This window comes from Pseudarthrobacter sp. NIBRBAC000502771, assembly GCF_006517215.1.
In the GTDB taxonomy this organism is placed as follows: domain Bacteria; phylum Actinomycetota; class Actinomycetes; order Actinomycetales; family Micrococcaceae; genus Arthrobacter; species Arthrobacter niigatensis.
Window position 1 is genome coordinate 3565493 of sequence record NZ_CP041187.1, and the last position, 14858, is coordinate 3580350.

At 64.6% G+C, this 14858-nt stretch carries 11 protein-coding genes and 2 pseudogenes; 3 read left to right on the forward strand and 10 right to left on the reverse strand.

Annotated features, from left to right (window positions below; translation table 11 throughout):
• Window positions 1-872: 872 nt before the first annotated feature.
• Window positions 873-1218, reverse strand: a pseudogene (locus NIBR502771_RS21025) (DUF3515 domain-containing protein); the annotation flags it as partial.
• A 298-nt stretch (window positions 1219-1516) separates the two neighbouring features.
• On the opposite strand from NIBR502771_RS21025, the gene NIBR502771_RS16645 reads away from it, so the two are divergent.
• On the forward strand, window positions 1517-2485 hold the full coding sequence (locus tag NIBR502771_RS16645) for an IS481 family transposase (protein ID WP_141159458.1): 969 nt from the start codon (window positions 1517-1519) through the stop codon (window positions 2483-2485).
• A 970-nt stretch (window positions 2486-3455) separates the two neighbouring features.
• A pseudogene (locus NIBR502771_RS16650) lies at window positions 3456-5625 on the forward strand (transglycosylase domain-containing protein).
• Window positions 5626-6199: 574 nt separating this feature from the next.
• Here the strand turns inward: NIBR502771_RS16650 and NIBR502771_RS16655 are convergent.
• The 7 genes from NIBR502771_RS16655 to NIBR502771_RS16685 form a co-directional block, all read right to left on the reverse strand.
• On the reverse strand, window positions 6200-6487 hold the full coding sequence (locus NIBR502771_RS16655; RefSeq protein ID WP_141160713.1) for a hypothetical protein: 288 nt from the start codon (window positions 6485-6487) through the stop codon (window positions 6200-6202).
• Window positions 6484-6702, reverse strand: coding sequence for a hypothetical protein (locus NIBR502771_RS16660; protein ID WP_141160714.1), 219 nt, complete (start codon window positions 6700-6702; stop codon window positions 6484-6486). The genes NIBR502771_RS16655 and NIBR502771_RS16660 overlap by 4 nt, the downstream gene beginning before the upstream one ends.
• A gap of 124 nt (window positions 6703-6826) precedes the next feature.
• Complete coding sequence (locus NIBR502771_RS16665; protein ID WP_168225756.1) at window positions 6827-7780, reverse strand: M56 family metallopeptidase; 954 nt, start codon at window positions 7778-7780, stop codon at window positions 6827-6829.
• A gap of 11 nt (window positions 7781-7791) precedes the next feature.
• Window positions 7792-8172: a BlaI/MecI/CopY family transcriptional regulator gene (locus tag NIBR502771_RS16670; RefSeq protein ID WP_246839712.1), complete on the reverse strand. Its 381-nt coding sequence runs from the start codon at window positions 8170-8172 to the stop codon at window positions 7792-7794.
• Between the two features lie 179 nt (window positions 8173-8351).
• Complete coding sequence (locus NIBR502771_RS16675; protein ID WP_168225757.1) at window positions 8352-9275, reverse strand: sialidase family protein; 924 nt, start codon at window positions 9273-9275, stop codon at window positions 8352-8354.
• A 148-nt stretch (window positions 9276-9423) separates the two neighbouring features.
• Window positions 9424-9645, reverse strand: coding sequence for a hypothetical protein (locus tag NIBR502771_RS16680; protein ID WP_141160716.1), 222 nt, complete (start codon window positions 9643-9645; stop codon window positions 9424-9426).
• Window positions 9642-9872: a hypothetical protein gene (locus tag NIBR502771_RS16685; protein WP_141160717.1), complete on the reverse strand. Its 231-nt coding sequence runs from the start codon at window positions 9870-9872 to the stop codon at window positions 9642-9644. The genes NIBR502771_RS16680 and NIBR502771_RS16685 overlap by 4 nt, the downstream gene beginning before the upstream one ends.
• 580 nt (window positions 9873-10452) lie before the next feature.
• Between NIBR502771_RS16685 and NIBR502771_RS21290 the strand changes: the two genes are divergently transcribed.
• Window positions 10453-10758, forward strand: a complete 306-nt coding sequence (locus NIBR502771_RS21290; protein WP_210411246.1) for a DUF3817 domain-containing protein — start codon at window positions 10453-10455, stop codon at window positions 10756-10758.
• Between the two features lie 287 nt (window positions 10759-11045).
• Here the strand turns inward: NIBR502771_RS21290 and NIBR502771_RS16695 are convergent, their stop codons facing one another.
• Window positions 11046-13361, reverse strand: coding sequence for a bifunctional SulP family inorganic anion transporter/carbonic anhydrase (locus NIBR502771_RS16695; protein WP_141160719.1), 2316 nt, complete (start codon window positions 13359-13361; stop codon window positions 11046-11048).
• 495 nt (window positions 13362-13856) lie between these two features.
• On the reverse strand, window positions 13857-14480 hold the full coding sequence (locus NIBR502771_RS16700; RefSeq protein ID WP_141160720.1) for an isoprenylcysteine carboxylmethyltransferase family protein: 624 nt from the start codon (window positions 14478-14480) through the stop codon (window positions 13857-13859).
• Window positions 14481-14858: the final 378 nt, after the last annotated feature.

A 14858-nucleotide genomic window follows, 5' to 3' on the forward strand; every position in this document is an offset into this window, starting at 1 on the left:
GCTGTTGCCGATATAGGTCCCGAGCTGGCCAGACTGGCTGGAAATCGGGGTGGCGTAATTCTGAACATCGGGCCCGTGTCTCCCACAGGGATGCCGGCAGTATTGAAGGTGTTTTCCACCAGCTGGTTCCAATCCGGGATCACCCGGTCTGGGCGTAGCTGACAATGTATGGAGCGCAGCTTCGAGCCAGTGTCGGATCCGTCGAGGTGGTGGTGGATGGAGCTCCTGGGCGTCAACCGGAGCCCGTCTGTTGCTGGGGAAGCCAGTAGGATCTACGCAAGGCGGGGCACCTGCTGCACCTGTCACCCTCGTCTGGAACGGCCTTGGTGGCCCGAGTTCCGGGACCGACGCTGCGCCAAGTAAAAGATTCCTCCGGCCACAGTGGGCAACGCCCCGGCGATGCCCACCGTCAGGGGGGCATTCTCATTATTCGGCGGTCTGAACCGGTCCCCGCGACATCGGCCGGGTCCGTTGCGGTCGGGGAGCTGGCAGCCGCCGGGGAAGTTGATGACGGCACGGGACCGTCACCGCCGTGGTTCATCCCGGGCATGCTGCTGCCGGAGTCAGCTGAGCAACCGGTCAGGGCGATAGCGGCGGCAACGGCAACCGACGAGATGGTCATGTACTTCTTGCTCATGGGTGTTGTCCTGACACATCAACGACGCGGGAGCCGCGCCATTTAGGCATGTAGCTGAAATGGGATGCAAAAGCCGAGCCGGCCCTGTTCCTGGTTCGCAGCAGGGAGTCCGCCAGATCTCCCCACAGCGCCAGCGGGACGGGGAGGTCTCGGGGTGCGGTGGAACGTTTGACTGAGATCGTGTCCTGCCCGTGCGTGCTCCGGTGAAGCCTCGGTTTGCCCACTGCTGCAGCGGTGTCCACACCGTATCCCCTTCCTTGATCAGCCAATCGATCCCGTTGACGCTAACGCACCTGTCCGTGGTGGGGCCAGGGACGTTGACGCCGCAACGGAGGATCAACCGGGAGGGATCTCCCCATGCGGCTGTGGCTTGGCTGTTGGTCTTGCCCGACGTCGCGTCCCCGACAGAATTGGGCAGAGCCACCATCATCGGCGCGCATGCCGGGTTTGCCGCGTCCTTCGCAGAGTTTTACGTCCACTACCTGGGAGCACGCCGTAAGGAAAACACCTGCAGCCGCCGCCGAGATGCCGAACCAGCCGAAGCGCCCGGCCTGGGAGGTAATTCTGTGCAGCAGGCGCATCTCTACACTCTAGAGGACGCCCGGGACAGGCGCGTTTCAGGTCAGGATGGGTCTCAGAGGCCGAGGCACTGGTCTGGCCGCAACCGAACAGTGGCAGGCCGGGCAGCAGACCTCGGCGCGAAAGGGTTCCCGGAACCCGGCCCTTCCCAACCTCCGACACCGCGGAGCAGCCCATTGAGCCACCTAGTTGTATTGACCACAGACGTTAGTGACGCCCGGCGTGGTTTGGTGACATGAAGAAGACCTCCGGGTGGAGTGGGGCTTGTCTAGAGTCCTTTTTCCACACACGGAGGTCTTCGTGTCCCACCCTAATGCTTTCCTCACTCCTCGTGGCCGGTTACAGCTCGCGCAGTGTGTTGTTGATCAGTGCTGGAGCCTGCGCCGTGCCGCGGAGCGGTTTCAGGTTTCGGTCCCGACTGCTGAACGTTGGGCGAAGCGCTACCGCCAGGAGGGACCCGAAGGAATGGTGGACCGTTCGAGTCGGCCACATTCCTCGCCCCGCAGGACTGCTACGCGTACCGAACGGAGGATCATTGCCGTGCGTGTGAACCGCCGGTGGGGCCCTGCCAGGATCGGCTATCTGCTGGGTCTGCACCCCTCGACCGTCCACCGGGTACTGTCCCGCTACCGGCTGGCGAAACTAACCTGGCTCGATCGCGGCACAGGACGAGTGATCCGCCGTTATGAACACGACAGGCCGGGGGATTTGGTCCACGTGGACATCAAGAAGCTGGGCCGGATCCCCGATGGCGGCGGACATCGAGTCGTGGGCAGGACCGCTGGCTGGAAGAACAAGACCGGCACCAAGGCCAACCGCCGGCCCGGCTACCACTACCTCCACAATGCCGTGGATGACCACTCACGACTGGCTTACACCGAGATCCTCACTGACGAAACCAAGGAAACGGCAGCAGGCTTCTGGGTGCGGGCAAACGCCTGGTTCAAAGAACACGGAGTTACCGTCCAACGTGTTCTGACTGACAACGGGAACTGCTACCGGTCCCATGCTTTCGCCGAAGCGCTGGGTCCGAATATCAAACACAAACGCACCCGCCCCTACAGACCACAAACCAACGGCAAAGTCGAACGGTTCAACCGCACCATGCTTGAGGAATGGGCCTACATCCGCCCCTACCGCTCAGAAGCCGAGCGAGTTGCTGCTTTCCCCGACTGGCTCCATGCTTACAATCACCATCGAGCCCACACTGCACTCAAAGGTAAGACACCGGCCAGCCGCGTCATCAACCTCTCAGGTCAATACACCTAGTTGTACCGGCAGGTGCCCGAAGTGCACGGCACTTTCGGCGCCTGCCGCTACTCTTATACGTGCCAGTGCTTTTGCGGAAGGAGGACCCTATGACTGTGGCCCGAATCGGCCCCGTCGCGTCGTCTCTCCGGCGGGCGGGCTTGGTGACCGTTCTTCTGTCCGTCGCTGCCGCTATGTTGGCTCTGCACATATTGGCCGGCGCTCATGCCACGGCGGCCAATACCTCGGTGTCGGGGGGCCCAAACATCGCCGCCGCCGCCGAGAGTGCTCACTCCCCCGTTTCGGCTGGTGGTGAGGGCAAAGCCGGCGGCCGGTCTTCCTGCATCACTGCCGCTGATTGCCCCAACATGTCACACACTGGCTCGAGCTGCGTCCTCTCAGCAGCCAAGACTTCATTGTCGGCGCAGCCACCTTCTGCAGCGTTTGACACCCAGGCCGCGCCCAGGACTGATGACGAGCGCCCCCACTATGTGTATCTAGGTGCTGCGCCGTCGCCCGGTGACTTCTGTATCAGCCGGACATAAACAATTAGCCGGAGATAAAAAAGGCTCTCCCGGCGCAGCCCCGGGACCGTTGCGGCAAATTCACGCCAACGTCCCCACTGCTGACAGTCTGAATCCGGGACACAACTCTCCTTACAACAACCAGGCCCACTCCACATCGGGAGCAGTTCCCAAGGCGCTTGGTTGCGCTGGAGTGTGGCTTTCAGGCTCGCGGGCAGGGAGGAGACCCTCTTGGCGCGGCACCGGAGGCTCCGCGTCTTCAGGACCCCATCCGCCACATACCCGACATTCGGGTTCCGTCCCGGCCTACAGTGCCCTGCCGGCGGACCAGATCAGGTAGCCGGGCACAAGCCGTGCGCGTGACAGTACCGGGCGCCGAAGACCGGGTTGATTTCAGCAAGCATCAGAACTGTAGAAGGGAAATGTTATGAGCGATATTCCACCGGCTGGGCGGTGGTCCGGCACGCGTGCAACTGGGCCGGGGAAGCTGCTGGGTTTGCGTTCTGGCGGGCGTCCTGGTTGCTGGTTTGTTGGTGCCCGGGGCAGCGGTGGCAGGGGCGGCTCTGAGCGGCTCCAATGCGCTGTTCGCTAGTCTGCCGGCCGAACTGGCGGTCGAACCTCCTTCACAATCCACCAAGGTCCTGGCCTCGGACGGACAGATCATCGCCACTTTTTACGCGGAGAACCGCTCCAGCGTTCCGCTGGATGAGATGTCTCCGTACCTCAAGGACGCCATCGTGGCGATTGAAGACAGCCGGTTTTTCGAGCACGGCGGAGTCGACGGGCAGGGTATCCTGCGTGCCCTGGCACGCAACCTGACCACCGGCGCCCGGCAGGGCGCCTCCACGCTGACCCAGCAGTATGTCACCAACGTCATCAACGAATCCCTTGCTTCTTCGGGCCGCGAATCCGAAATAGTCCTCAACGGGCAAAAGGAAATTGGCGACAAACTGCGGGAGATGAAGCTGGCCATCGCCCTGGAGAAAAAGTTCTCCAAGGAACAGATCCTTGAGGGGTACCTGAACATTGTGTTCTTCAACCGGGACGCCTACGGCGCCGAAGCTGCGGCCCGGTATTACTTCAACACGACCGCGAAGGAATTAACCCTGCCGCAGGCCGCCCTCCTTGCCGGGTTGGTGAACAGCCCGAGTTTCTACGATCCAGCCGTAAACCCGGACAAATCCATCGCCCGCCGGAACCAGGTCCTGGGCAACATGCTCGCGCAAGGGAAAATACAACAGGCAGAGTACGACGCCGCGGTCGCGACCGGACCTGACCTGCAGCTCACACCCTCCCGGCAAGGCTGCGCCGGCGCCCAAATGGCACCGTACTTCTGCAACTACGTTGCGCGGTTGGTGCTCAACGACCCGGCCTACGGCTCCAACGTGTCGGAACGGGAAAGGAGGCTATACCGGGGCGGCCTGACGATCAATACCACTCTGGACAGCAGGCTGCAGAACGCGGCGCAACAGCAAGTCGATGCCACTGCCGGGCCAAACCTTGGCAAGTGGGGCGCATCCCTTATCACCGTGCAGCCAGGAACCGGGAAGATCCTGGCCATGGCCCAAAACACCGTGTACCTGCCGCAGGACGGGAAATTCGACACGCAGCTGAACTTTAATGTCGATGCCAAAGACGCCGCCGGGAACGACCTTAACGGGGCCGGTGGCTTTCAACCTGGATCCACCATGAAACCGTTCATATTCGCCCAATGGTTAAACGAGGGCAAAAGCATCACCGTGACAGTGGATGCGTCCAAACGCGTCTACCCGGTCGGCTTCCCATGGAAATCGACGTGCGGGAAGGTTTCCGGCGCCTACAGCACGGTCCAGAAAGCTGCCCGTCTGGATGCCGCGGACGACCTCCAGAACGCCGAGGAAGGGTTCTACCGGCCCATGCCAGTGAATTACGGGCTGTACAACTCCATCAACACCGCCACATTCGCCTCGGCAGCCCAACTGGACTTCTGCGGAATCCAGAAAGTAGTCGACGCTCTGGGGGTGCGCAACGGCCTGGACAGCACGCCCGTGAACATTCATCAACTCGGCAATCTCCTGGGAGGCACCGGCGTATCGCCTCTAAACATGGCCAACGCCTACGCTACATTCGCCAACGACGGGCAATACTGTGAACCCCGAGCCCTGGTTCGCATCACGCAGGCCGACGGAAGCGAACTCCCCGTCCCGGGAACCACCTGCCGCGAGGCCCTCAAACCGGACGTCGCCAAGGGCGTGAACTACGTGCTTCAAGATGTCCTCAAACGAGGCTCGGGGGTATACATCACACCTAAGATCCCCGCCGGAACACCGGCCGCCGCTAAAACGGGTACTTCAAACAACAACGGCGCCACCTGGGTGGTGGGTTACACTCGAGGACTTGCTACAGCCTCCTTCTTCGGGGACGCGCTGGAGGGACAACAACGCAGGACAAAACGTAAGCATCAACGGCAAGTTCTACAAAGGCATCGACGGGTACATGATCGCTGGCCCACAGTGGGCAAATTACATGTCTCAGGTCGCCGGCCTGTACTCCACGGAAGCGTTTCCCGAACCGCCCGAGACGATGATCAGGAACCAGCCCTCAAGCCCACCAACTACGGCAGCGAGGCCGGCACCTTCAGCCTCGCCGTCCCGCTAACCCTGATCGGAGAGGGCGGTGGCGAGGTGGCTGCGCTCACGGGAACCCACCCGCGACGCAGCAATTTCGCTGCCGCCTGAATGTCGGCGACCGGCTCAGAGCGCCTGCGGACCACTCCCGTCGATCCCGCCACAGTCGTCAACCAGCTTGGCAGAGACACCGTCGCAGAGGAGTCGCTGGTCGAGTCCGTCGCGGTCCATCTCACCCACCGCCAGCACCGGTCTGTCCTCGTCGTCCCGCTCGCCCGCACCCCAAACACCATCCGAAGGAGGGCCACTGATGGAACCGCCCGCCCTTGCGCACGACCCGGCACCGCAGCCACGGAGCGTTTCGCCATCGATAGCGGCCCGGCACAAGCCACAGACGACGACACGGATCGCGGAATGAATCTCACGAGGCGCGTCGCGTCCAAGGCCCGGTCTCCTTGGAGGGCCACGGTGCCACTTTGTGCCCGATCTTCTGCCGAAGCCCGCCCCGAGCGCTCGATCGTTACATAGTCCAGCGCTTGGCGCACCTTGAGATAGTCAGGGTGGTCGATTAGGGCAGGCGCTGTGAAATCGAAGATCGACATAGGTCATCCAGGGGTACCATCGGAGCCGCCGGGAGACTCCACGAGGTCGACCAAATGCCTCATGCCTGCTTCGAGGTCGCGCAGCTCCGCGTCGGACGGCACAGCCGGGAGCCCGCGTCCTTCCCGCTTGGCGGCGCTCAGTTTTTGGTGGATCTCCGAGATCAACGGACCAGGGCCGGAGACTTCGTGGAGCTCCTCCGGCGTGAAGCCCCAGGGACCGAGAGCGAGGATCGCGCCGGCTGCCAGCAGGCCCGCCTTCGCATTCATCCCGGGCGCTTGCACGCAGCTCATGCTTCCGCTTCATTCGATGTGATGGTGGTCCCGCCTCGCGGCAACGTCGCCCGCACGAGGCGCAGCAGGGTGATGGCGTCGACCAGCACGCCGGAGCCGGACGTTTGGGAGGTTAGCCGCCCGAAGTAGCCGCGGAGGATCCCGTCGACCGGCTTCAGCGTGTTGAGCCCGAACCCGGTTGCGAGGACGATTTCGTAGTCGATGTGGTTGAGCACACCGTCTCTTCTATGTGCTGCATCTCTTAGTGCCCGCGCCGAGGCGTGCCAGTCGCGTAGGTCGGCACGCGCTTCGGGATTGCCGGGCCCCGCCTAAACGCGGGGAAAGCATAACCGGTCCAGGTCAAGTCGCTCTTGCGATGCCATCGGCAGGGCAGGGCGGCATCGCGCCGGCCGCGGACGCGGGGACGACCGCGAAGAACATCGGCAGGGCCAGCAATGCCCCGGTTGCCAGCGTTGCGACAACGGTCTGCCCTGCCCCCAGTGGCCGGGCAGGTGCGACGAGACGCCGGACGCGGCTCAGCGCGGATTCGTCCCCGGCTCCGAGCGCTGCCGCGGGGGTCGCGCCGTGCTCCGCCATCCGAACCAGGGCCGTGGCCACTGTCAGGCGGTCGGCGCACCGGGCGGCGTTGTCGTCGGCCAGCATCTCCACCAGCCGCCCCAGGGCGCTCCGGGCCTCGCGGAAGGCCGCCACGCCCGGGAAGGCATGACGCAGGGCATCGGCCGCTGCAAGAATGAGATGGTGGCGTCCATTCAGGTGTGCCCGTTCGTGGGCCATCACGGCGTCGAGCTGACCGCGGTCCAGGGCCGCCAAGGCGGCGCTGGTCAAAACAATCCTGCCGCCCCGGCCGGGAAGGCAGTACGCGGCCGCAGCCTGATGTTCGACCACAAGCGCGTCCACGTCACGGTGGGGACGGGCGATCAACGCCAGGGACTGCAGCTGCCGGCTTCTGGTACTGGCTGCGGCTCTCAGGCCCCTGGCCGCGCTGTATCCGACCCTGGCAAGCACGGCGAGAACGGCGAGGACGCCGGTAGTACTCACGACGGCGCCGCCCGGAGTGGAATACTGCTCAACCAGTGCCATCGCGCAGGCCCGGACGAGTTCCGCCAGATCCGTGGTCCACGGCACCACCGGAACTGCCACCGCCGCACCGGCGAGTATGACCGTGGACACCAGCGAAAAGCTCAGAGCCTGCCAGGCGGCAATGCCTATTCGCGGGCACCGCTCCAGCCAGCTGCTCCGCCGCAGCACGACAGGGCCCAGCAGCGCCAGCATCAGCCCAAGAAGAATCAGCATCACCGGAGCAATCATCGGCTGGCCTCGTTCCCTTCCGGACGGCGCGCGTCCAGCGCCTCGCGCAGTCGGGCCGCCTCATGCGCGGGTATCTGTTCCAGGAAGTGCAGCAGCGTCACTTGCCGGTCACGGCTGCCGGCCAGGACCTCGCCCATGAAGGCGGCCGCGTGCTGTTCTCGGGTCTGCGCAGGGCGGTAAAGGAAGGCCCGTCCGGCCTTTTTCCGCGTCAGCACGCCCTTGCGGCGCAGGTTGTCCATCACGGTCATCACTGTCGTGTAGGCCAGGACCCGTTCGCGCTGCAGGTCTTCGAGGACCTCGCGCACGGCAACGGGATGGTCCCGGGACCATATCCGGTCCATGACCAGCTGTTCCAGTTCCCCTAGCTGACGTGCCACAACCCGCGCCTCTCCGTGTCCGGCCGGAGCGGCCGGACTCAACTATGTTCCATAGTAATCCCCCAGGCCCCTAACGCTGAGGACTCGGCGGACAGGACAGCTGAAGTGGGCTACAGGCCCGGTCCTGCATCCACAACCAGCAGCTCTAAAGCAGCGTCCGTACGTTGGCCGGTCGGGACTCAGTTCAGAGCCTTCCAGGTCTGTCCCTGGTCGGTACTGGCGAAGACGGCAGCGGTCGTGCCTTCGGGCGCCGCGGCATAGATTGTTGTGCCGTCCGGGGAGAACGTCGCTGCGGCTGCGCCCTGGGGCACCGTCAGGGGGGTCCAGGTTTTGCCGCCGTCGCTGCTCAGGGCGCTTTCGGCCATGCCGACGGCAAGCAGCCGCTGGGTGTTGGTCGGGTCCCATGCGGCTGCCATCGCCCCGCCCGGACCGCCCAGCGGCTTCCAGGTAACGCCGCCGTCGGCGCTGGCCACAAGGCCGGCCGACATATCGGGGGCGATCAGCCGTTGCGGGTCAGCGGGGTCGACCAGGATCACGCCCATGAACATCCTGCCGGCCTCGGCGTTACGGGCCTCCCAGCTCCCACCGCCGTCGTTGCTGGCCAGCAACCCCCGCGCCGCGGTTCCGGCGTAGACGGTGCCTCCGGCACCGCCAAGGGCGTGGACATCCCCCAGCCCGCCCTGGCCCGTGACCTTGCTGAAGGAGGTCCCGTCCGTGGACCGGAACAGGCCGGGGTGCCCCCCGATAAGCGTCGTATCGCCGCTGGCTGCCGCACCCATCGGATCCGCACTCTTCAACGAGGCCAGCTGAGTCCAGGTCCTGCCGTTGTCGGCGGAGACAGCCCCGCCGTCGTGCCCGCCGACATAAAGCCGGTCCCCGAGGGCTGTCAGCACGTGCAGGTCCCCACCAACGTACGGTTTGATAGCGGCCGCAGTCCCGTCCCTGGACCCACCGCTCGTGGCCAGGAAGAAACCTATCCCGGCGCCGAGAGCGATCACCGCGGCGGTGGCGATGGCCACCCATCGTCGGCTGATCCTGCGCCCGGATTTGGAAGTTTTCGGCTGGGGTTTTTTGATGGCAGTGGGTTTGGATGCAGTAGGCACGTATTGATCCTTGCAGTTTGGGGCAGATGCCGGATGGATGGCCTGTCCGGGTCGAATGGTGTGCGGGCAGAGGCAGACCGCGGCGGCAGCACCAGATAAGTCAGCCGTTGCCGGGCTTCGGTCTTCCGCCGTCAGGTCACTATGGCGGTCAGCGGGATTCGCGGGTCGGGGTTGCCGCATGCAGCGCCGCGATCTCGTCGCGCAGGCGGGCGATTTCAGCCTCGCGATCCACCGGAGCGGCGAAATGTCCGTCGGCCTGGGCCTTGGGCGCCATGGCGCACCGGCCCCGGCGCATCGGACGCAGACAGAAGAAGTACGTCAGGGCCAGCGATGCCACAAGGACCGCCGCGGCGAGCACAAGCCCGCTCATCGGAATCCGTCAGCTGTGGCAGGCGGCTCCACGGTGGTGTCTGCGGCTTCCCGCTGGGCCGCGCGCAGTTGGTCAACTTGGGCACGGAGTTCTGCCAGTTCGGCGTCGTTGTCAGCTGGCGGGGACGGCTCCAAGCTGTCTTTACCACCACGCATCATGAACCACATCATCAGCCCCATGGTCAGCGGGCATGCCAGCAGAGCCAAGGGAAGAAGCACTTCACTCATAGTAAGCCTCCATAATTCTCAGGTACGTGTCTGAGGGCTTCCGGTCGGCCGCCGGCCATGTCCGGCATGCCGTACGTCATCTGCTCGTGCATCCGCCCCGTGCCGACAGCAAGCGCGGTGCCTGTTGAAGCTACGACCGAAAGCAACGAAGCGTCGTCGCCGACGGTAGATATCCTTGTCCAGGAGCGCATTGGCGCCGCCGTCTTCCTCGTCTACTAAGGCTCATAGTAATACGCAAACCGTGCGCCGGCCAACAGCCGCTGAAAGCCACCCCTGGCGACCCAGCGACGAGGCGCCTAACCTGGGTGCGGCGAAGCGCCAGGCGTCAGCTTGCGGCAAGGGCGCCATCACAGCTCAGGTGATGGCTTCGTGCACCGACTTGTATTACCCGTTACAGCGAACCGCCCCGGCGCCGTAACGCGAAGCGGCCGCCCGATGGTCACGGTAGGCCATACTTCCGCCGGAGCCCGCGGGCAGGTAGTCCCGGACTTTGACGCGGCAGTGGTACGGGTCATGCTGGCGGATCGGATCAGAACGCTCCCCGGCATTCTCCCAGCCAATGCTGCTAACTTTTGGTCCCATGGACTTTCTGCGTGTATTCCGAGTGTTGGCCGTGGCTGAAGCTGCGTCATGGCTGCTGCTTATCCTGGCAACGATCGTGAAGTACGGGATAGGGCAGGCGGGCGGAGTTCAACTCTTGGGCCCTGTGCACGGTGCGCTGTTCGTCGCCTACGTACTTCTGGCCCTGTTCCTGTGGCGGAAAAATCAGTGGACCGGCCGGGTACTGGCCATTGTTCTTGTAGATTCCGTACTGCCGACGGGCGGCTTTTGGGTTGCCCGACGAACGGATTTGGGCGCCCGAAGGGTCCCCGTACCCGTCCCGTAGTCCGCCAAACCCTCGGTCGTTCAGCACGCGCCAGCCGAGAACGTGTTCAGCTCAGGTAATTGGCAGGCTGCCCGATGCGATGCGAAGCGATGCAGAACGCGGCCGAAACGGCTTGTTCTCTCGCCGGTTTTCGGTGGGGTCGCCCGTAGTGCAGGTATCGAACGTGTAAATCAGGGATCGGCTGAGTGCCGGTCGCCGGCCGGGCCCAAAATCGTGCCGCCGGACCCATAGGCCATCCCGGGAGCGGGATGGCCTATGGGTCCTCAGACCAAGAGACGTGGACGGTGCTAAATCCTCAGGGACTGCCCGGCTGGCTGGTCGAGGTGCTGGATTCCGTCCGCGGTGACCAGGATCACCCGGGCTGTTGCGATGTCGAAGAAGAGCCCCGTGGCCTGCAGTTGGCCTTCTGCCAGTGCGGGTCCCACCAGCGGGTGGTCTTCCAGTTTGCGCAACTGCACGGCCACGTTGACCATCCCCAGCTGATCCAGGCGTCCGAAGCCTGCAGCTGCTGCAGCGGCTGCCACCGGATGCCCGTCCAGGTATGCACGGTGGCTGGGACTGGCGTGTTCGAGCCAGGAGCTGAAGGCCTGGCCCAGGCCGGAGGCATCCGGCCCGGTGCCGGATTCGGCATCTGCGATGACGGCCTTCATGGCTCCGCAGTTGGAGTGGCCGCAGATCACAAGGGAATCCACGCCCAGTCCGGTGACGGCGAATGACAGGGCCGATTCGATGGAGGTGTCCTGTCCGTCGTTGCAGACCACGTTGCCGATGTTGCGCAGGGTGAGCAAGTCGCCCGGGCCGCTGCTGGTGATCAGGTTGGGGTTGACCCGTGAGTCTACGCAGGCGATGAACAGGGTGTCTGGGTTCTGGCCGTCTGCGAGATCCTGCACGTGCGGGAGTACCTTGTCCGCGTGCCGGCGGTGGTATTTGTCGACGCCAAGGAGGATGGACCGCAGTCCCAACTGCTCGACGTCGTCCGCGTCGCCGGACTGCCAGTTCGCCCTTGGCGGCAGCGGGAGTTCCAGGGCCTCCTGACGTTGGGGAGTGTTGCCTGCCGCGTCCCGGAACACAGTATTTCCGTACTCCTCGAGACGGACCGTGCCCCCGGTCGCGGCGTGCTGTTTCTTCCAAGCGAGCAGGGCCTCGTGGAACGCATGGTCGAGATAGTCCGCGCCGAGCTCCACCAGCACGTCCATGCCTTCGGGGATCGAGTGCAGCACGCGGTTCAACCGGGGCAACGCAAAAAAACTGCAGGAACCGGCGATTCCGACGCGCCAGATACCGTCAGGGCCCGGCTTGGGCGGCAGGACATGGATGGTGGCGCGAAGGACACGCCACAACACGAGCACGGCGGCGAAGCCCAGTCCGATCATGACGCCTTCCAGGAGGTTGAGAAAGATGACGCACAAAAGCGTCACGGCGTAGACCCAGATCTCTCCGGTGCGCAGGCTGGTCCTGATGTCCGCGATCTTGATCAGGCGGGCGCCGATCACGATCAGTAGCCCGGCCAGCACGGCCAGCGGGATCAATTGGATCAGTCCGGCGAACAGGGCGGAGAACAGCAAGACCCAGACACCGTGCAGCACGGCGGACTTCCGCGTCCTGGCGCCGGCCTCCACATTGGTTGCGCTGCGAACGATCACCCCGGTCACGGGGAGGCCGCCGAGCATCCCGGACACAAGGTTTGCCGAGCCCTGGCCCACGAGTTCCCGGTTGAGGTCGGTGCGGGGACCGGTGTGCATCTTGTCCACGGCTACCGCGGACAGCAGCGATTCGATGCTGGCAATGAGCGCCACCGAAATGACCGCCATGCCCGCCGTCGCCCAACTCCCCTCGGGCAGCTCCGGCAATGCCACGGCATCGAACACGGACCCGGAGAAGGTGATCCGTTCAATCCCGGGCGCGAACGCTGTCGAGACTGCGGTGCCGGCGACGACGGCCACCAAAGGGCCGGGGACCTTCCGTACGGCCTGCGGCAGGTGCTTCCATGCAACGAGCAGCCCGATGACCAGCAGGCCGAGCACCGCCGAGTGCAGCTCCACATTTGTGATCGCCTCGGGAAGCCGGGCAAGGTTTTCCAGCGGTGACCCTGCTGGCTTGGAGCCTAGCAGGACCTGGAGCTGCTGCAGGACAATGGTGACGCCGATCCCGGCGAGCATCGCCCGGACGACCACCGGGGAGACGGCCAGTGCCACCCGCCCCACCCGGCTGAAGCCCAGCAGCAGCTGCACCACACCAGCGGCGGCCGTGATCGCGCAAGTCGCGGCCCAGCCGAACTCGTCCACGAGTCCGGCAACGACGACCGTCAGGCCGGCCGCCGGCCCGCTCACCTGAAGCGGCGAGCCTCCCAGGGCGCCGGCAACGATCCCACCGACCGCAGCAGCGATGAGACCGGCCATGACCGGAGCTCCGGAGGCCGCGGCGATGCCCAGGGACAGCGGCAGCGCCACCAGGAAGACAACCAGCGAGGCCGGGGCATCGTCCCTGAAGCCGTGTAGGAACGTCCTCCTCCCGCGCGGGGCCGCGCCCCTGTGTGGAGCGCCCGGGGGCGGCGCGACGGCGGAAGGGTCGACGGTATCGGACAGGTCAGACGATAAGGCCATGATTTCCTTCTAGGGAGGGGAAGCATCGGTCCTCAACAACGTATAACGGCAAGGTAACAGGGTGATGTCCGGGGCCCGAGTGTTTGCTGAGACTGATGGTGCGTCTTGTCGACCTGAAAGAGCCGGAGATCTGCAGTTGGGGCGGCTGCCGCAGAGGCGATTTCCTACCTTGAGCTTCTCAAAGTGCTGCGCGAATTCTGCCCCATTCCTCATGGTTTCCGTCCTTGTCATTGGCCCAGCGCAGCGGGCGGGGCTAGGTTCGGTTGGCCGGCGTGCAGGATGTCCCTGTCGAAGACAGCTACATATCCCGAGGCGACCATATGAGGGTCGGGTTCTTGTGCGCGGATGCCACGGTTGCCCTTCACGGGAACAGTGTTTTTCCCTGGTGCTTTCCTCTAAGTAGCGGGTGGCGTCGGCAGCTGAAGCGGTGCGCGGTCCCGGGTGGACGGCATCAGCTGCCTGCCGGGGTTACAGACTGCCGTCCCGTGCCAGACATCAACGCTCATTCCGCTGATCAGACCGTAGCCGTCCGATGCCGGGTAGGAATCGGCCCACCCGTGAGGCGTAGTCGGTATATGCGGTGCCATGCGTACGGCGCAGGTATGGCTCTTCGACACGCCGCACCTGCATCTGGGTGCCGACAAGGATGGCGGCGAACCCGGCGACCGCGACCACGTTGGGCACCATCAGCGTCAGGCCCAGGAACGCCAGGAACACGGCACTGAAGATCGGGTTGCGGACGAGCCGGAACGGGCCCCAGGTGACCAGGACGGTTCGCTCGGTTTCGTCCACACCGATACGCCAGGATGCTCCCATCGCAAGTTGGGCGGCGAAGGTAGCCAAGATGCCGAGCACGGCAAGTGCCGTGCCGACACCGCGAGCCACCGGGTGGTCCAGAACCTCGAGCGGCGCGAGTCCGGTCAGGTCTGCGATAGGCGCGGCCACGCCCGTGATCAGGGTGCCGAATTCCATGCCCCAGTGCGCCCACCATTGCAGGGATCCAGGCCCGACCGAGAACTGCCGGATCCCGGCGTCGCCCGTGCTGCGTCGCTGGATCACGTGGCGCGCGACGTCGAGCAGGGCAAAAACTCCGGTGAGGATGAGAGCAGCGACAGCCATCACCCATCACCCCTCGTCACTACCCGGTTCATCAACATTATCGAATCGCTTCCTGCCGCCTAGGCTTTTTACCATAACTTTTTGGCGATCCAGCGGCCCGGACGCATCCGCCTCCGGCAATTTCCAGATTGCTGACACTGCGTAAGCTGTTCTGCCCAGCCCGGCTTCGATGACCTTTGGTGAGTGACCGGACGCGCCCCGGACCGGGCCTCGACCGTACTTCGGAGATCAGAGATGGCGGCGTGCATCTTTCACTTCTGCGCCGGCCTGGATCCCCTCGCTTGCGCTACCGATCGCCGGTATAAACGCGAAGCTTCCAGGGGACATGATTAGCGTGTGACGAAATTCGGCCCGAGGCCTGGAGGCGGCGGGTAGCGG